This is a genomic window from Pirellulales bacterium (assembly GCA_036267355.1).
In the GTDB taxonomy this organism is placed as follows: domain Bacteria; phylum Planctomycetota; class Planctomycetia; order Pirellulales; family DATAWG01; genus DATAWG01.
Map to the genome: position 1 here is coordinate 18,067 of DATAWG010000064.1, position 18,103 is coordinate 36,169.

The following is an 18,103-nucleotide window of genomic DNA, read 5'->3' on the forward strand; positions in this document are numbered from 1 at the left end:
AACGGATAAATCGGTAGCCGGTCAATTGTCGCGCTCAGCGGAGGCTATCCATGCCCACCTCGTCGCGAATTTTCTTGCGAAGCTTGAGCACTTCCGCGCCGTGCATCGAACGGATCGTCCAGTAGAATTGGCGGATGGCCGACGATTCGTTGCGCATCGCCGACAGCTTCTTGTAGATTTCTTCGAGCAAGGGAACTTTCGCCGGATCGTCGAGCGCGGAAACAGCCGTCGCGACACGCATTAGCCACTCCGTATCGTCGGCATCGGCCGACCGCCATCGCCGCACGAGCACATCCAGCCCGTCGGGCGAACCCATCAGGGCCAGCAAATAGGCGGCGCCGGCCGACACATCCGGATCGTCGTCTTTCAACAGCGGACGAACGGCGTCGGCCGTCAAATTTTTTGGGGGCTGGGGAGCAAGCTCCTGTTCGCTGCCGCGAAAACTCGCCAAGCTCGATTTGTAGATAAAAATGCCATAGCCAAAATCACTGAGGGCTGCGGGGCCTTGGGCCAAGTATCGCACCGCGATGCGCTTGATGCCTTCGTCAGCCGACTTGAGCCCCTCGATTGCCGCCGGCACGGCAACGTCGGCTGCCCCGGCCAAGAGCAATGCCTTCAGACCTATCTCGCGCAACTCGGCCGACGACTTCGGATCGGCCTCGACGGTCGCCGCGACGGCTGCCGTCTGGGGCGCACCCTGATCGCACAAAATCGCCAGCGCCACCACACGTTCGGCCGCCGACGAACCATGTTCGGCCCGCTGTTTCAGTTCCGCCAGCCGTTGCATCGCCGTCGCAGCGCCGAAGGGCAACGCTTCGTCGAAAGCAGCACTATCCGGGTCGGGGCTTTCCCGCGGATAAAGCGATCGCAAAGCGTAGTAAATGGCGTCAATGTGGCTATCGGCGGTCGAACGCCGCGCTCGATGGCGCGGCGATCCAGCGGCCGATTGCGGGGCATCGTTGTAGAGCGCGAGCTGCTTCCAAAGCAGCGGGGCGGCGCGGCTGTCGGGCCAGATCACCAGTTCTTGAACTATCGTTCGCAAATCGTCGTGGCCGGCGTCGGACGACACCAGTAGGTCGAACCAATCTTGCCGCTGTTCCCACGACAGCCAGGGAAGGATTTCTGCCACGGTTTCGATCGCTTCCGGATCGCCGCGCACCATCTGCTTCAATAGCGGAAGCGTGCGGTCGGCATGCTCGCCGAGAGCCACCAAGGCCGTCGCGGCAGCCAGCCGTTCGCCGGAAGTGCCGTCGAGCATTTTTGTCAGCGGGCCGGGCGCCTCGCGCATCCATGCATTTACGCCGCTGCACTTCCGAAAGCCGGCCAGCCATTCTTGCGATGGATCCGGCGGAACGGCCGGCGCCGTCGGCTTGATTTTGTCTTTCGCAGTTTTCGGGCTGCCGAGCGCGGAGAGCAATTGCGCAAGCACGCTCGGCGCTTCTTGCGGCGGGGCGGCGGCCGCCTCGCCGCCGGATCGCTGAGCGGCACGGTTCGAGCGAGCATTTTCCAACACGCTGCCGGCCGCTTTGAAAAGCAGCCTTGCTGCCGCCGCGCGCACGGTCGGTGATTTGTCGGAAAGGGAATCGATGATTTCGCTCGAAAACGCCTCGGCGTTCGGACCGCGCAGCCCCGACAGGATCGAAGCTCGAATCAAAGCGTCGGGCTGCTTGAAGAACGTCCGCAGCACGTCGATGTCTTTCGGCGATGTGGAATGCCAGCGGCCCAATAGCAAGCTCACCACGTCGGCCATCAATTCGGGATGCTTGTGGGCGGCTTTCACAAGCCGTTCGGCCGGCACGTCGATGCGGTTGTCGATCAACCCATGAAACACGCGGCTGATGACGAAGGGCTCCGGATCGTCCATCAAATCCGATAACGCGGCCGACGCATCCGCCCGCAGCGACGCTTGCAGACTGTCGTCGGTCGACAATCGGCTGAGAGCGTCAACGGCCTCGGCCCGCACTTGCCAATTCGGCGACTTCAACAACCCCATCGCCGCCTTCACGCTCTCCGGCCGCGGCATGCCCTTCAGATATCGCAACGCATGCACCAGCAGATCGGGATCTTTCTCGCGCGCCGCATATGCGGCCACTTTGGCGGCCATATCTGCCGACGGATCTTCGGCGAGCTGCTTGAGCACGGCTGCCCGAACGTTCGGATCCGGATCGTCCAACAGCGCGGCCAATGCCCCGCCGGTTTCGCCGGGACTGACATGTTGCAATCCTCGCAGACTGATCTCGCGCACCAGCGGATCGGGGTCTTTGAAAAGTTCCAACAACAGCGGCTGATCGTCGGGCGTGGCACGCTCGACCAGTTCTTCCGCCGCTTTGTGCCGGATCGTCGGGTCGCTCGAGGCGAGCCGGGCCAATCCACCCGGCCACGTGAGCATCACCAGATCCGAAGCGACAAGCCGGTAGCGCAACGTAAGAAGCCGCTGCTTCGCCCGGTCGCTTGTGGCATCTTTCCAGGCCGCGATTGCCCGAGGCAACAGAGCCGCGCGGAACCGGGCGAGCCGCTCGCAAAGCGCTTCGGCATCGCGCTCGGGAAGATCGGCGAGCCGGCCCATTTCAGCGGCTGCCGCGTCGATTTCCGCTTGCGTCGGCGGCGGCGCGGCGGCCGATTTTCCGGCGGCCCGGACCGTCATTGACCACGCGTCGAGCGCTTTGCGGCGCGATTCCGAAAAGCTTTCCGGGTGCCAAGGATCCAGCCCCGCCAGCGGCGCATGCCATTGGCCGAGCAGTTCGAGCGCCGAGAGCCGCGTTGCCAGATTGCCCTTTTCCAACGCGGCCGACACGCTTGCCACGGCCAGCTTGGGATAAGGCGCGAGCCGCCGCGATGCCGCCTCGCGAACCAACGGATCCGGCTGCTTGAATTCGTCGATCAGCGCGGACACCTCGTTGGGATCGGGCGGCTGTGTTTCGGTCAGGATTGCGGGGGGCGCACTCGCGAAACGCACCAAATTGTCGTCGAGCCAACGGACCAACTCTTCGGCCGAAAGAAAGCCATCATGCGACGCACTGATCGAACCACGGGGCGACATCAGCCGCAGAGCCGGGATCGGCCCAACCGCCAGCGAGCGCACGGCCGCCGGCTCGGCGTCGATGTCGACGTGCACGAGCACCAAACCGCGCGATTTCAGCTTGCCGACCACGAGCGGCTTGTGAAATTCGATGGCCAGTTTTTCGCACCAAGGGCAATCGACCGAACCGGCTACGACCAACAACGTGCGATTATCTCGCTGGGCGGCATGCAGTCCGGCAGTCAAGCCGTCGATCCAAGTCAGCCCAGCATCCGCCGCTGCCGCGTCGGATGAAGATTTTTCAGCCAAAGGGCTTTCAGCCGACGGTTTATCGTGCTTGCTCGATGGCGCTGGCTGCGGCTCGACAGCGATCGCGGCCGCCGCCGAGGCAAGCATCCAAGTCGCAACGAAGAGAATCCGTTTCATCGCCAGCCTCCCAATCCCGGTCCGTTCCCACCGTCTGTGGAGCTTTTCGAACCCCTCACCCTTCCCTCTCCCGCAAGGGGAGAGGGTCTGAGGAGCATTTCGAACCCCCTCACGCTGGCCTCTTCCGCAAGGGGAGAGGGGTCTGAGGAGAAGTTATTTTTCGGCCGAGCCTTAATTGCTGGGCCCCGACCTCTGCTCTCCCCGACCCCTGCCTTCAATGCGTCAGCGCGTACGCCAAAATATTGACATTGATCTGCACGCAGTTGCCCAATTCGTTGCCGCCGCAGCAGCAGCAACCGTGGGCATGGGCGGTGTCGTTCAATCCGTCGGGCGAATAGAGCACACCCAGCCGGCCGCCGATCGAGATCCCTTCCAGCGCATGCGGGCTGCCGCCGTGCGTCGTTTGCAATTCGTGGATGTCGTAAACGGTGTGGAACACCGGATGATCCATTTCGATCGCTTTCAGCGGGCTTTTGGGAAAAAGCTGCGACATTTCCTTGCGAAACGACCGGTCCCACTCTTGCGACGAACAGCCGGCCGATGCCAGTAGAAAGCCGCCGTGCTGGACATACTTCGTGAGATTCTGGCGTTCGCGATCGGTCAGGTCGAAGGCCCCTTCGCCCGTCATGATCACCAGCGGAAAGTTGTAGAGTTCGTCGGATCCGAGTTTGACGGCGTGGAATCGCCGGCTGGTGGAAATGGCCGAATCCTTTTCGGCTTGAATCAAAAAATGATCGGCGAAGCATTGGCTGCTCTTGGTGCCGGCATAAACCAGATTGGCCACCTGCACGACGCTATCCGGTTCGTCGGCTGTTTGCAGCGAATCGGCGGCCGGAGCTGATCTCGCGGCCGGCACTTCAACCGAAGCTGCCGATTTCGCGGCGGCCGCGGGGGGATCGGCCGCCCGCAAAGTTTTTGCTCCAAATAGGCCCGCAGCGCCGGCGAGGGCGACAACGCCGGCGCACGACAATCGCAAAAGTTGCCAATACCAAGTCCTCATCGAGATTTCTCCTGCACGGGTTGGTCGCGGTCGTCGATGATTCGTTGAAAATAGGCGCCCACGCGGATTCGATATCCGGGTGGAACCGGCGCCGCGCCACTGCCGCTGGCCTGGAGCGCCGCTTCCGCGGCGGCGCTGTCGGGCGAGCGATTGGCGTCGATCGAGCCGGTCGCATCACCCGCGACGTTCCGATCGCGGTCTTGCCCGCCCGACATTGTCGGATCCATGCCGGCCATCTGGCCATACAAGCCGACGTTGTCGAGTGTGCTACGGCGGTACGACATCCCGCCGCTGCCGGATGCCCCGCTTCCCTCGCCGGGCGAAAGGCCGGCTTCGCCCAGCAATTGCTCGATCGTGTTGCCCAGCAGGTCGGTCAAGCCCGGCATGAGCGCAAGCGCAGCCTTGGCTTTGACCGACACGGATTGCATCTTGCTCAAGAATTTGTCGAGAATATCGGCCGCTTTCTGTGCTCCCGCGTGGCCGCGGGTGCCGGAGAATTCCGCCAAGCCGGCTTCGGCCTCGGTCATCGCGTCGCTCGCGCCGCTCGAGCGCACCTGGGCGACAAATGCGCCGATCGCGGCGCGCAGTTCGGCAAACTGCTTATCGTCGGGTAATTTGGCGGCGTGCGTTTCGATGTCGTCGAGCAGTTTTGCAAGCGCCTCGCGGATGTCTTTCTGCTGCAATTCCAAATCGCGCATCCGGCCCTTGAGCAGCGGACTGTCTTCGCCGTCGCGTCCTTTGAGAGACGCCAGTCGCTCCGCCAAATCTTTCTGCTGCCGCGCCAATTCGACGAATTTCGCTCCGTCTTCGATCAGCGGATAGAGCAATTCGATATTTTCGATCCGCGCGAGCGCCTCGTGGTCGAAATCGGCTTCCTCGCCGTCGAGCGCGTGCTGCAAGTCGTCGAGCGATTGTTCCAACTCGGCGCCGGTGAGATTCGATTGCGATGCAAGCTGATCGAGATCGGCGGCATGGCGGTGCATCTTGCGCGCGAGCCGCTGAAGGTGCTGGCTCAATGCGTGATCGATATCGTAGGGCAAAAGATGTTTGGCCGCGGCGTCGAGTTGGTCGGCGGCTTCTTGCAGTCGCTGGGCCAGGCTGCGCAGCTGGGCACGCTCCGCGGAAGAGAGTTTCTTGTCGCCCGCGGATTTCGCCTTCTTTCGCAATCCGTCGGCGTCTTTCGCCAGCGATTCCATGCGCCGCCGAGCCTGCCGGTATTTCGACGCCAGCACCTCCAACCCTTCGCGGGCCCGCAGCATCCGCTCGAATTCCTGCTGCGAAATGATGCGGATTTCGACGGCCGGGCTTTCCGACCCCTTCGCCCCGGCCGGATCATTGTCTTCAACGCGGGCAAACAGGCGAATCGCGTCCCCCGGCGCAAGGCCGAACGACGCCAACGGCAACCGATCTTGCGGATCCGACCGCGTCGGCGGAATCGACGCCAGCGGAAAATCGACGGGCGTGGCAGGCGACGAATTCAGGCTGCGATACAGCTGCACGCGGGAAATGCCGTAGTCATCTTCGGCCGACACCACCACCGGCAGCAAAGCATCGGGCGTCGCCAGCGACACGGCGGCCGGCTGCCGAATTCGCACGAACGGCCGATCGTCGTGCAATAGATGAATGACGCCCGCCATGGGTTCTTCCGAGGGCGTGCCGTCCGTGTCGGTCACTTGCAATTCGAACTTTCCCGCAGCCGTAATCGCGAACGAGCCGGCAACCTCTTCCGGAGCCACGGCCGCCAAAAGCCGAACATCTCGCGGTCTGCCGCCGCTCGGCACGATTCGCACCGCGCCCTCTCGGAGCGGCCGATTGCTCGTCGCCCAAATTTGCACGTTCGTTCCCGGCAGGCCGCTCAAACCACCGCTGGGTATCGGGCCTTCGTAGGGGGGCAGATGCGTGTAGCTGGGCGGCATTACTCGGCAACGCACTTCTTCAATCCGAGGAGTGGTGATGACGGCGAGCGAATAGCGCCGGCTGCGCGCCCGGCCGGAGCGCACGAAATACTCGCGCGGCAGCGTGACGCGGCTCAACACGGTCCGCCATCGGTCCGCCGCTTCCGGAAACATCGGCAGCGCTTCTTCCGTCCCGCTCGCCGGATCCACGAGCACGAGATCGACGCGCTCGACCGGTGTGCCTGCCGCGGTGGCAAAAACGTCGAGCGAACCGCCGTAAACGACATTCGCGTTTTGCGGCTCGATCGACAATTGCACGCGAGAAAATGGCGGATGGTCTCCCAGCGGATCGACCAGTCGCAACCATTCCGCCGCGACCAGCCGCGGCATCGCGATTGCCGAGATGCCCACCAGCGCAATCGTTCCCAAGGCACAGCCGGCAGCGACCGACAGCGGCCGCAATGGAACCGCCCTAGAGGCGGCAACTCCGCCCGCCAGCTTGCCGGCCCGATCGACGGCCAATCGGGCCAACCCGTCCTCCAGCCCCTCAGGCGATTCGCGGCGCGAACCCGGTATTGAGCGGCCGACCGATCCGCTGCCGTAGGCGAGGTCGAAGCCGCTGAGAATCTGTCCGCCGGTGTCGCCCACGCGATCGAGCGTTCGCGCGATGGCCGAGCGGTTCGCGGCTCGCGCGGCCCGCCCGACGACGATTGCCAGTGCTACCGCCGCGGCCAGGATCGCCAGCGCATCGCCGGCGATGCGCATTGCCGGCGACAATTCCCACAGCAGATCGAGCCAAATCCATAGGGCGACGACCGCAGCCGCGGCCGGGATGCCGAACAGCAGGCCCGCCGCCGTGCGAATCGCCAGCATGCGTCGCCGAAGGCCGCGCAATTGCCGGCCAAGCCGCGGTTCGGCCCGGCCGCCACGTTGCACCGCTAGTTCTTGTTCGACGGTCGCCATGTGGAATTTCCGTTCTCAAACCAGTCCGGAACTGCGCCGCACGATCCACGTCGTGCCCCAGGTGCCGAGCATTGCGGCAAGCACCCACCAGCGGTCCCAAGCCGTCGTCGTGCGAACCTGCTCGGGATGGCTCGCGGCGAGATATTGCTCCAAATGGCGGCTCACTTCCTCGGGCGATGCCGATACCAATGCCGCGCCGCCGCTTTCCTCGGCCAACCGCTTCATCAACGCAGAATCGGCGTCGAGTTGCAAAACCTCTCGCACGTCGGGTCGAACCTCGAACGCGGCAATCGCGGCTGGATCGCCGGCGGGGGCTCCGACCACGCGCGCGGTGTAGCGGCCCGGCTCGAGCCGGCCGAAGCTGACGCGAAATGCTCCCGGCTCGTCGCCGCTGGCGACGGCGGAAACTGTTTTCGGCTTCGGCAGTCGGTCGCTTACAAGCTCGACGCCGGGCGCGGTTTTGCCGAGGGCCGATTCGCGCACCAAGAGCACGCCCGCCGCCGATTCGCCGCTGGTGAACTCGGTCTTATCGGTCCGCAGGAGCCACGATTGCGACGGAAGCAGTCCGGTGTTTGTCGCAAGCCAGCGCGTCAGGCTGCCCCAGAGCGCCGCATAGATTTGGCTGTTCTGTTGTTGCGCGGGAGGAAGGAAGGCCCAATGCCACATGCCGGCCCCTTCGACCACGACAACCCGGCCGGTCCCGTAGGGAAGCGCGGTCACGACGGGTGTGTCGGCGGTTCCGCCACCGAATTGACCCGTGGCCCAAACGATCGCTTGCGGCAACGCGGCCGAGGGTTGCTCGGTCGAGGCCAGAGCCGGCATCCCGGCCAACGGATCGCTGCTCGGATGAGCGGCGCGACCATCGGCGTTTGAGCTGCCGCCTTGTAAATTGCCAGACCGATCGCCGAGCCAATGCATGCTTTCGCCATCGGCGGTGAGTTTAAGATGGAAGCGCGCGGCGTGCGACGGGGTCCAGCGGACCGGCATCATCTGCGCCAATCGCTGGCTGAGCTGCGCTTCCGGTGGTCCGCGAAAGCAGACGAGCGATCCGGCATCGCGAGACACCCAGCGGCGGAGTTGGGCCAGCGCTTCGTCGGTCAAGAAAGCTTCGGCATCGCGCCCGAGCACGATCACCTGATACGCCGCCAACGCCTTCGGATCGGCAAGCCAGTGTCCGCCGTCGTGAACGATCGACCATTGTTCAGCGCGGGTCGCAGAAGGACCGGTCGAGTCGGCGGTGGTTGCGCCGCCTTCCGTCGCGCGGACTTCGGTCGCAAGCGATGTCGGTTTGTCCGCCGTACTCGGCCTGGCGAACGACGCTGTCTTCGCCTCGACAGTGCCTTTCGGCGGCTTGGCCGGCTCCGCCGCCGGAACGGTCGCACTGTCTGCCGCCGGCCGCTGAAATTGCCGCTGCAAGAACCGGCCTTCCGCAAGCCGCACGACGCTCGTCAGTTCGACGGCCGGATCGGAGAGCAGCGTACGGGTGAGAAACTTGGCATCCCAATACGGCTTTCCCTCGAGCAGCAAAATGCGGATCGGTTCGTCGAGCACGCGGAGCACATAGGCCGATGAATTATTGACCGTCGTGGCTTCGCCGGGGAGCGGATCGGCCTGCAGCTCGTAGCGAAAAACGCCGCTCCGCTCGTGCTGCGTTTGAAACTGCACCTCATGCGCTGCTTCTCCGCTCAATCGGACTTCCCGCTCGTCGATGGTTTTGCCATCGGCGACGAGCGACACTTTGGCGATAGCCCCCGCAAAACCCTGGGCCGTGAGCCGGGCACGGATCGGCACTTTCTGCCCCACGAATGCCACGTCTTGCGGCACCTCGGCCTCGATCGCCAAATCGCGCACCGCGGCCTGTCCGCCGAGCGTACGCGTGTAGATGGGCGCCGCAATGGCCTTCGCCTTTTGCGCTGCCTCGAGCACTCGCGATTCTTCGCCGGCGTTGTCGATGCCGTCGCTCAGCAAGAGCAGCGCCTCGCCTTGCGGCCGATCGGGATCGAGGCTCGACGTGATTGCCAGTGCGAGATCGGTGGAATGGCCGGTCGGCTCGGTCGACGTGAGTTGGCCGGCATCGACGGGCTGCACTTGCCCGCTCGCGCCGGAAAAGGTTCGCAGAGCCACGTCGAACCGCTCGCCAAGCTGGCGATCGAGGGCGGTGGCGATCGCGGCGGCCTCGTCGAAGCGGCTGCGGTCGTGCGGCTGATCGCGAGTTTGCATGCTGGCCGAGGCGTCGATCAGCACAACGAGCCGCGGCTTGCCTTCCGGCGGAGGAAGCTGTTCTAGCCACGTCGGATTCAAAAGCAATCCCAACGGCAGCGCCACGGTTATCCCCATCAGCAACGTAGCCGCAATCCATCGGCCGCGCGACAGCCGGCGACGGCTCGACCATGCATACCACGTCAATAATCCCCCGGCCGCGAGCGCCATCGCCAGCCACAGCGACGTCGGGATCAGCGGTTGAAGGACCAGCGTTTTCATCGGATGGCAATCAGCTTTTGGTGTAAGCGTCGGGTGGAAAACAAAAGCCGTCAGGCTCACCGTCAGACGCGAAAGATTCGCAAGAAGACCAATTCGGATAGCAGGCAACCAACGCACGCCACGGCGAGCCACGTCCACGCATCGTCGGCAGAATGGCCGGCGGCGTCGGCCGTGCGGAAATCGACGTTTCGCCCGCCCGCCAGCCGCGTCTTGAGAACCGACGGGTCGAGCGGCCGCAAATCGCTTTCCTCTGCAGGAATTTCGCTGGCAAACATGAACACCGGCTCGCCTTGCCGCCGCGCTTCGTACACGCCCGGCGACCCAACGGCGGCGGCTCGCCACATCACGCCGGCCCCTTCGTCCGTCAATTTCCCAACCGTCGCCAAACCGGCCGCCGGACTTATCGCCGTGCTTTCGGCGCCGGCTGTGGCCACGGCGGATCCGGCTGTCGAATCGCGGCGATCCAGCGACAATTCGGCGGCTAGCCCTGCCTGCGGCGGCAGATAAATCGCGAGCGGTTCGCCGCAGTATTGCGGAGCGACCCGATCGTTGCGGTTCGTGAGCCGATCGACAAGTTCCGTCAGCATCGGAACGAACGCGCTGGAGCCGATCAGATTCGAGTCGCCCAAATCGGCGTTGAAGACGGCCATCGAGCCGGCCGACGTCTGGCTCAACACCAGTGCGGCCGAACGATCGTTGAAGCTGGCCAACAATTCATCGGGGGGCGCCGCTTCCAGCCGCCGGCTCGCAAGGCCGCCGGAGAACCGCAACGGCGAAATCGTTTTTTTCAGTGTGTCGCCGAATACGGAAAACGGCGATTCGTCGCGCCGCACGTCGGAGAGGAACAAGTCGCGCCGCGGACGACTGGCCGACGCGGGCATGAATTCGACCGGCAATTGCAAACCGCCGCCGGAATCGCTGACCAGCTGTTTCAAGTTCAAAGCGTCAACCGCTTCGGCGGCAAAATACAAGATGCCACGCCCTCGCTCGACCAATCCCCACAGCCGGCGCAGCGCTTGATCGCTGAGCTTGCCGGGATGGTCGAGTACGATAAGGTCGCTCGCCGCCACGGCCTGATCGTCGATCTGCCCCGGATCGAAACGTGCCAACAGGGTTTCTTCCGCCGGGCGGTGGGATTCCGCCTGCCGAGCCGCGAACGGAGCCAAGGCCCGCTCGAGATAGAAGCTCGAGTTGTCGGTGCGCGAGGCAATTTCTCGGCTCACCAGTGCATAGCGCGGCGCGGGGCGCACTTCGAGGGCGAAACGGCGCACGTCGTCATCCTTCAGCGCGTCGTCGTTGTCCAGCAGCCGCGCGTGCCCGGCACGCCATCCCGGGCGCGCGAACGTGACTTCCTGGCTCAGCGTAATGGATTGGTTTGCCTCGCAAATTCCGGCGAGCTGATACGCGGCCGCATCCGCTTCGCTATCGGTTCCCTCGATCTCGAGCGCGACGCGCAGCTTCCGCGAAGCGGGCGAATAATTGCCAACCTCCACTTCGATTCGGCCGGGGCGGCCTTGCACGATCTGCTCGGGCGCGGAAACCCGCAGCACGGCCAAGTTGGCCGGCGGCTCGGCGGGCGCTACCGATTCCAATTCGATTCGCGTATCTTGCGGGATGGCGGAGAAATCGGCCGATTCCCAACTCGTTCGCTGAAAATCGCTGACGACCACCAGTTCGCGGCGCACCGAGGCGGCGCTGGCCGCGAGCATCTCGCCTGCTCGGCGCAGGGCGGTCGCGAGGTTCAGCCGCTGCGGCAACGGGCCGCTGCCCGCCAACTCGTCATGCATCGCCTGAAAATTGGTCGATAATCCGTCGAACAAACGATGCGGCTCCGCGCCTGCAAGCAGCAGATTCACATGCAAGCCCGGGCGAAACGCCAAATAATCGGCGGCCTTCGCTCGCGCCCGTTCATATGCCGCCGTTCCCTGGCTGATCGCGGCCATGCTCTGGCTCGTGTCGACAAGCACGACGCGGGCCGTATCCCCCGGCGACTCGGCATCGACCAACGGCCGATCCGACCAGAGCGGGCGAGCCATCGCCGCCGCCAGCAACAAAATCGCGGCCGTTCGCGCGGCGAGAATCAAAAAGTCGCGCAATCGATGACGGGCCTTTCGCTGCTCGACCGCTTCGCGAACGAAACGCAATGTCGAAAGCGGATAACGCTTTGGCCGCGGCCGGGTAAGCCAATGCACGGCCAACGGGATCGCGATCGCGCCCGCCGCCGCGTAAAGAGGCCAAAGGTGGATGAAGTTCATGCGACCCCTGTTTGCCTTTCAACCTTGCCGCTGGGCGCCCTGCCCGCGGCCTTGAAGCCGGCATGTGCGCCGCTCAGGAAGCATGCCCACGCACAGCCGCGGGCGTGGCGCCCATCGATCGATTACCGCAATTGAATGGAAGTTGCATAAGCTTCGATTGAACGCTCGGAATTAACCCTGCCGCGATACCAAGAAACTTCGCACCACTTGCAAATATGGCATTGCGGTCGACAGCAGCCGGTAATCACAATCGCCGGCCAGCGCCTGGGAGCGAACCATGGCGAGGTGCGCCGCAAATCGCTTCTCGTATTCCGCGCGAATTTCCCCCGGCGAGCAGGACAGGCCGCCGTCGTCTTCCAATCCCTCGAAACGAAACGCGACTCCCTCGGGCAACCGCTCCTCGTCGGGATGAACCAGGTGCCAGATCTGCACTCGCCAACCGCTCCGGCGAAATAGCCGCAAGGCGGCGAACGTGTCGTCCAAATCGTCCATCAAGAAATCGCTTTCGACGATCAACACGCCGCGGCGCGTGGATTGTTCGAACAGCTCGCGCAGCGCCGCCGCCATTCGCCGCGAGGGAGCGGTCATCAATTCTTCCACCGCTGCATGCAGTCGGGCTACCTGCGCGGTCGTCGAGCCGAGGGCCAAATGTTCGATAAGCCGCTCGCCCAAAATTGCCAGCGCCACCTGATCCTGCCCGTGCGCGATCAAATAGCTGAGCGCGGTGGTGAGATATTTTGCATAATCGATCTTCGACATCCGATTGGCGCCGGCGAAGCGCATCGAACCGCTCGAATCGAGCGCGAAAGTGCAGCACAGATTCGTTTCATCTTGATACAAGCGGATATAAGCCCGGCCGCTGCGACCGAGCACTTTCCAATCCAGGCGGCGGAGGTCTTCGCCGTCGCTGTATTCGCGATAATCGACGAATTCGCCGGCCCCGCCGAGTTGCCGCGACGGATAGCGGCCGCTGTAGGGACCCTCGGTGCGATGGCGGGCGGCCAGCCGCATGTTGGCCAGCGACGCAAGAGCGCGCAGATCGAGGAAGCGGCTCGTGCCGGTGGAGGTCGGGCTCATCAAGCGTTCTCCGCCAACAATCGCTCGACGATCTGCCGCGTGTCGACGCTGTCGCCAACGGCTCGATGGTTCGGAATGATTCGATGTCGCAACACCGGCAGCGCCACCGCGCGCACGTCTTCGACCGTGGGAGCCGTTCGGCCCATCAACAGGGCCCGCGCTTTGGCGGCGAGCACCAGATTTTGCGAACCGCGCGGGCCGGCCCCCCAACGGACATATTCGGTGATGAATTTTCCGGCCCGGCGATCGGCCGGCCGGCTGGCGCGGCAAAGCGTCACGGCGGCGGATGCGGTCGTCCGCGGCACCGGCGCGGCCTGCACCAGATCGCGCAGTTGCAGGAAGGCGGCCCGATCGAGCGTCGCCTCGGGAAGCGGCGTTGCCCGGCCGGTGGTTTTCATCACGATCTCTTCTTCCTGGTCCGGCGTTGGGTAATCCAAGCGGATTTCCATCATGAAACGGTCGAGCTGCGCTTCGGGGAGCGGATAGGTCCCTTCCTGCTCGATGGGGTTCTGCGTCGCCACGACGAGGAACGGCGGCTCGAGCGGATACGTGCGGCCGCCCACGGTAACGTGCTGCTCGGCCATCGCCTCCAACAGCGCCGATTGCGTCTTCGGCGCGGCACGGTTGATCTCGTCGGCCAGCACAAGGTTCGCAAACACCGGGCCGTGGCGAAACACCATCGACGTCGACCCGTTGCCGTCCATGCCGTCGCGCGATAACAGTTCATAGCCGGTGATATCCGAGGGCATCAGGTCGGGAGTGAATTGCACCCGAGAGAATTTCCAAGAGAAGCAGCCGGCGAGCGCCTTCACCATCAACGTCTTCGCCAGCCCGGGCACGCCGACCAAAAGGGCGTGCGAACCGGTGAGCGCGCAAATCAAAAGCAGGTCGATCGTCGCATCCTGGCCGAAGATGACTTGATGCAGGCTTTCGCGCAAGAGCTTCAGCCGCTGCGCAAAAACATCCAGTTCACGAGTAGCAACGTCCGATTCTGCGAGCGTACTCAAGGGGCACCTACCATACGGGAAATGACGAATTCCGAATGACGAATGTCGAAAGATGAATGTCGCTCGCCACGCAAGGCGAATGCCTTTGCGGCATCGACGATGCTGATTCTATCCGTCTGAAATTGCGGCTGCAAACAATTGGAGAGTGATTTTCCACAATTGCTGTCGTGCCCTTGCTTGCAAAAGAGCGAACGCGAAGGCTAAGCTACAACGGCCGAAGCGGCCATTCGGCGGCGGTGGAGTCCGCCATCAACCGCTCGCCATGCGAGCCAATGACTCCTGACGGGCCGATGGTCCGCGAGGGACATTGCGCAGCCGTCGGGCGACATTGCTCGGCACATGGCGTGCATAAAACCTTGGCGGCCTCGACGGTCGACCGGGTTTTTTTCGTTTCGGAGCCGCCATGAAGACATGCATCGATTTTTTGGCGATCGGCGCCGCGGGATTTCTCGGCGCGATGGTTCGCTATCTGGTCGCGTTGCTCTCCGTTTGGGCATTCGGCGTCAGCTACGGCTTCGTCGGCACGATGATTATCAATATCACCGGGAGCTTGTTTCTCGGCTGGTTTGTCGTCGTGACCGAGGCGCGGATCGTGTTGCCGGGAGCGCTGAAGCTGGCGATCGGAGTGGGCTTCGTTGGCGCGTACACGACATTTTCGACCTTTTGCGTCGATTCGATGCGCCTGATGGAAGGCGCCGCGTACAATAAATTTGCCGTCAATGTTCTCGGCAGCGTGCTGATCGGGCTCATTGCCGCGCGGTTGGGAATGCGTTTGGCCGGCCGCTAAGGCTCGGGCCGAAAAATGGCTTTCGCCTTTTGAACCCCTCACCCTGCCTCTTCCGCGAGCGCGAAACCTCAAGCGCGATTCCAACTCGAGACGGCGATAAGGCTCGCTTGCGGTTTCGCGCGTCGGCTGGCCCGGGGGTTAAGATTCACTATGAGCATTCACGGCGAACAAGTCTTGATGCGCGTCTATCTCGACAGCGCCGATCGGCCGCCGCACAGCCCGACGTTCGAAGAACTCGTTCGCGCCGGCCGCAAATTCGGCCTGGCCGGCGTCACCGTGCTGCGTGGCATGTTGGGCTTCGGATCGAAGGGAACCATCGGCCAATCGAAATGGTCGCTGGTCGAGCATGTGCCGGTGATTCTCGAAGTGGTCGATTCCGCGGAACGGGTGCAAGCATTCATCGACGGGCCCGCAGAACTGGTTATGCGGCGGGGCATGATCACGCTCGAACGTGCCAACGTGATGATGTATCGCCATCGCGGACAAGACAAGCCGAACCATTTTCATCTCGGCGCGCTTTTGGATCCGCTTTCGACCGTGCCGCGAATTTCGCCGAGGGGATCTATGCAAACAAACGAAACTGGCGTGCTGCTGCGAGTGTTTGTCGGCGATTCCGACCGCTACGAAGGCAAGCCGCTCTACGAGGCAATCGTGCAAAAGGCCCGCGACGTTGGACTGGCCGGGGCGACGGTGCTCCGCGGTTGCGAAGGATTCGGGGCCAACAGCATCGTCCACACCTCGACGGTGCTTGGGATGTCGACCGATTTACCGATCATCGTCGAGATTGTCGATGAAGAGCAGAAGATCAAGCTCCTGCTTCCGCACCTGGAAACGATGGTTCAAGAAGGCATGATCACCATGGAACACGTGGTGATCTTGTTCTATCGTCACAGCCCCGGCTGATGGATCGTCGGACTGGAAGGCGCGTTACTTCGCCGTCCCTCGCTAACGCTTCGGGCTAGCGTGCGCCAGCCCGAAGCGTTAGCGAGAAACACGAAAACGCCCTCAGGCTGGAAAGCTTGACCTACGAGAATGGAAAAAACATGGATTTGCAACTTCAGGGTAAAACGGCGTTGATCACCGGCTCGACCGCGGGCATCGGCTTGGCCATCGCATCGCGCTTGGCCATGGAAGGGGCGAACGTGGTCGTCAATGGTCGAACGGCCAAGCGAGTCGATCAAGCGATCGAGCGGATTCGGCAAGCGGCGCAACCCGCAGCCGGAGCGAAGCTGTCCGGCGTCGATGCAGATGTCAGCTCGGCCGCGGGCGTTGCCAAGTTGATCGCTGCCGTGCAGACGGTCGATATTCTGGTGAACAACGCCGGCATTTTCGAGCCGAAGCCGTTCGAAGAAATTTCCGACGACGAGTGGCTTCGGTTTTTTGAGACGAACGTGATGAGCGGCATTCGTCTGAGCCGGCATTATTTTCCCGAAATGCTGAAGCAAAATTGGGGACGGGTCGTGTTCATCGCCAGCGAATCGGCTCTGCAAATTCCCGCCGAAATGATCCACTATGGGATGACGAAGACGGCCCAATTGGCCGTCGCTCGCGGTTTGGCCGAGCTGACGGCGGGCAGCGACGTGACAGTGAATTCCGTGCTGCCGGGTCCGACGGCCTCGGAAGGCGTGACAACTTTCGTCGAACGGTTGGCCTCGAAGCAGGGCGAATCGAAAGAGGATTTCGAGAAAGATTTCTTCAAGACCGCCCGGCCATCGTCGTTGCTCAAGCGATTCGAGCGGCCGGAGGAAATTGCCAATCTCGTGGCGTATGTTTGCAGCCCGTTGGCGTCCGCCACAAACGGCGCCGCCCTCCGAGCCGACGGCGGTGTGGTGAAATCGATCGCATAGTGGGGATCGGGGGGTCGGACACATTTTTCGGCTTCGCACCCGGCGGCGGTTCGGACCTGGATTGGGCGGAAAAATGAGCCAGATCCCGAGTTCCGCTTCGCCGGCTGCTTGCTATCATGGCATGCGTTCTGAACGCAATCGCAACGCATTTGCTTGAATCTCGCATATGTGGAAACCACTCTCCGCCATCGATCGCCGTGTCGCCGGCGTTCTGGTCGAAAAGGCCAAGACGACCCCCGAGCAATATCCGCTGACGGTGAACGCGATCGTCACCGGCGCGAACCAGAAGAGCAACCGCTATCCGCAGATGGAGTTGGATGCCGACGACGTGGCCGAATCGCTCGATCGGCTTCGCTCTTTGGGAGCGGTGACCGAAGTGCAGGGGAACGGGCGGACGCTGAAATACCGTCACATGATGTATGAATGGCTCGGCGTCGAGAAGGTGGAACTGAGCGTCATGGCCGAACTGCTGTTGCGCGGCGCGCAAACCGAAGGCGAACTTCGCGGCCGCGCTGCCCGCATGGATCCGATCGCCGATCTTGCCGCCTTGCGGCCGATCCTCAATGCACTTACGGCGAAGGGGCTGATTCAATCGCTGACGCCGCAAGGCCGCGGCCATGTGTTGACCCACGCGTTATATCAGCCGCAGGAGTCGGAAAAATTGCGCAGAGATTTTGCCGGACACACGGCGGCTGCGAGCCAATCGGGAGAGCCTGTCGTAATTCGTCCCACGGCCCATGACGCTGCCGCGGCACCGTCTCCGGCAGACACTCCGCGTGCGCCCACGCAAGGCGGGCCGATCGAACGACCAGCGGCGACACATCCGGCGGCCGCGGTCGCCGAGGCGGCGGAAGCCGTCGGGCGGGAAATCGCGGCATTGCGCGCCGAAGTCGCCCAACTGCGCCGCGATCTCGAAGAACTCGCCGAACGCCAACGACGCAACGAAGACGATCTTCACGAAATGAAAAACGCTCTCGGCGGATAAGTAAACTCGCCGGACGATCCCGCCGCACTATTGCGGCGATGCCTCATTTCGTTCGGGCGTTTCAAGCTTCTCGGTAACGCGCAGCTTGCCGACGACCAGCTCATCGATTTCCAGCCGTCCGACTCGAGCTTTGCCGATCGCAAGCCGCCCGACGGCCATCGCGCCGATCGCAAATGCGCCGGTTGCCACCGCGCCAACGGCAAAGGCTCCCACGGCCAGCGCTCCCACCGCTTGAGCGCCGATTGCCAGCCGCTTGATGCGCCCGACGCGGGGTAGTTCGGCGACGGCGGATCGATGAAGTCTTCTTGCGCGTAACATGCGGAGCCTCCGGGGTCGAGCGGTGGGAGAGGGAAACGGTTTA

General features: G+C 63.3%; 12 protein-coding genes. 4 read left to right on the plus strand and 8 right to left on the minus strand.

The window, feature by feature from the left end; genetic code table 11:
• Positions 1-34: 34 nt before the first annotated feature.
• The 7 genes from VHX65_09830 to VHX65_09860 all read right to left on the minus strand — a co-directional run bounded on the left by VHX65_09830 (position 35) and on the right by VHX65_09860 (position 14,123).
• Positions 35-3,445, minus strand: a complete 3,411-nt coding sequence (locus tag VHX65_09830) for a HEAT repeat domain-containing protein (GenBank protein HEX3998837.1) — start codon at positions 3,443-3,445, stop codon at positions 35-37.
• 214 nt (positions 3,446-3,659) lie between these two features.
• Positions 3,660-4,445 (minus strand): DUF4159 domain-containing protein, encoded by a 786-nt coding sequence (locus tag VHX65_09835; GenBank protein HEX3998838.1) that lies wholly within the window; start codon positions 4,443-4,445, stop codon positions 3,660-3,662.
• Positions 4,442-7,303: a hypothetical protein gene (locus VHX65_09840; protein ID HEX3998839.1), complete on the minus strand. Its 2,862-nt coding sequence runs from the start codon at positions 7,301-7,303 to the stop codon at positions 4,442-4,444. Before VHX65_09840 ends, VHX65_09835 begins: the two co-directional genes overlap by 4 nt.
• 15 nt (positions 7,304-7,318) lie before the next feature.
• Positions 7,319-9,784 carry a hypothetical protein gene (locus VHX65_09845; GenBank protein ID HEX3998840.1) on the minus strand — a complete coding sequence of 822 codons (2,466 nt, stop codon included), beginning with the start codon at positions 9,782-9,784 and terminating at the stop codon, positions 7,319-7,321.
• A gap of 62 nt (positions 9,785-9,846) precedes the next feature.
• Positions 9,847-12,039: a BatA domain-containing protein gene (locus VHX65_09850; GenBank protein HEX3998841.1), complete on the minus strand. Its 2,193-nt coding sequence runs from the start codon at positions 12,037-12,039 to the stop codon at positions 9,847-9,849.
• Between the two features lie 171 nt (positions 12,040-12,210).
• The gene (locus VHX65_09855) at positions 12,211-13,116 is read right to left on the minus strand and encodes a DUF58 domain-containing protein (GenBank protein ID HEX3998842.1); all 906 of its coding nucleotides are present in this window, start codon (positions 13,114-13,116) and stop codon (positions 12,211-12,213) included.
• Positions 13,116-14,123, minus strand: coding sequence for a MoxR family ATPase (locus tag VHX65_09860; GenBank protein HEX3998843.1), 1,008 nt, complete (start codon positions 14,121-14,123; stop codon positions 13,116-13,118). Before VHX65_09860 ends, VHX65_09855 begins: the two co-directional genes overlap by 1 nt.
• A 403-nt stretch (positions 14,124-14,526) precedes the next feature.
• Between VHX65_09860 and VHX65_09865 the strand changes: the two genes are divergently transcribed.
• From VHX65_09865 to VHX65_09880, 4 genes are all read left to right on the plus strand, one after another.
• Entirely contained in the window at positions 14,527-14,910 is a 384-nt protein-coding gene (locus VHX65_09865; GenBank protein HEX3998844.1) for a CrcB family protein, read from the plus strand.
• A 150-nt stretch (positions 14,911-15,060) separates the two neighbouring features.
• Complete coding sequence (locus VHX65_09870) at positions 15,061-15,813, plus strand: DUF190 domain-containing protein (protein ID HEX3998845.1); 753 nt, start codon at positions 15,061-15,063, stop codon at positions 15,811-15,813.
• Positions 15,814-15,953: 140 nt separating this feature from the next.
• On the plus strand, positions 15,954-16,757 hold the full coding sequence (locus VHX65_09875) for an SDR family NAD(P)-dependent oxidoreductase (GenBank protein HEX3998846.1): 804 nt from the start codon (positions 15,954-15,956) through the stop codon (positions 16,755-16,757).
• A 166-nt stretch (positions 16,758-16,923) separates the two neighbouring features.
• Positions 16,924-17,742, plus strand: a complete 819-nt coding sequence (locus VHX65_09880; GenBank protein HEX3998847.1) for a DUF480 domain-containing protein — start codon at positions 16,924-16,926, stop codon at positions 17,740-17,742.
• A 27-nt stretch (positions 17,743-17,769) separates the two neighbouring features.
• Here VHX65_09880 and VHX65_09885 read toward each other — a convergent pair whose 3' ends face one another.
• The gene (locus VHX65_09885; protein HEX3998848.1) at positions 17,770-18,060 is read right to left on the minus strand and encodes a hypothetical protein; all 291 of its coding nucleotides are present in this window, start codon (positions 18,058-18,060) and stop codon (positions 17,770-17,772) included.
• Positions 18,061-18,103: the final 43 nt, after the last annotated feature.

Bases quoted from the DNA above. Each gene is read 5' to 3' on its own strand.
- VHX65_09830 (HEX3998837.1), bottom strand. From the start codon at position 3,445: ATGAAACGGATTCTCTTCGTTGCGACTTGGATGCTTGCCTCGGCGGCG.
- VHX65_09835 (HEX3998838.1), bottom strand. From the start codon at position 4,445: ATGAGGACTTGGTATTGGCAACTTTTGCGATTGTCGTGCGCCGGCGTT.
- VHX65_09840 (HEX3998839.1), bottom strand. From the start codon at position 7,303: ATGGCGACCGTCGAACAAGAACTAGCGGTGCAACGTGGCGGCCGGGCC.
- VHX65_09845 (HEX3998840.1), bottom strand. From the start codon at position 9,784: ATGAAAACGCTGGTCCTTCAACCGCTGATCCCGACGTCGCTGTGGCTG.
- VHX65_09850 (HEX3998841.1), bottom strand. From the start codon at position 12,039: ATGAACTTCATCCACCTTTGGCCTCTTTACGCGGCGGCGGGCGCGATC.
- VHX65_09855 (HEX3998842.1), bottom strand. From the start codon at position 13,116: ATGAGCCCGACCTCCACCGGCACGAGCCGCTTCCTCGATCTGCGCGCT.
- VHX65_09865 (HEX3998844.1), top strand. From the start codon at position 14,527: ATGAAGACATGCATCGATTTTTTGGCGATCGGCGCCGCGGGATTTCTC.
- VHX65_09870 (HEX3998845.1), top strand. From the start codon at position 15,061: ATGAGCATTCACGGCGAACAAGTCTTGATGCGCGTCTATCTCGACAGC.
- VHX65_09875 (HEX3998846.1), top strand. From the start codon at position 15,954: ATGGATTTGCAACTTCAGGGTAAAACGGCGTTGATCACCGGCTCGACC.
- VHX65_09880 (HEX3998847.1), top strand. From the start codon at position 16,924: ATGTGGAAACCACTCTCCGCCATCGATCGCCGTGTCGCCGGCGTTCTG.
- VHX65_09885 (HEX3998848.1), bottom strand. From the start codon at position 18,060: ATGTTACGCGCAAGAAGACTTCATCGATCCGCCGTCGCCGAACTACCC.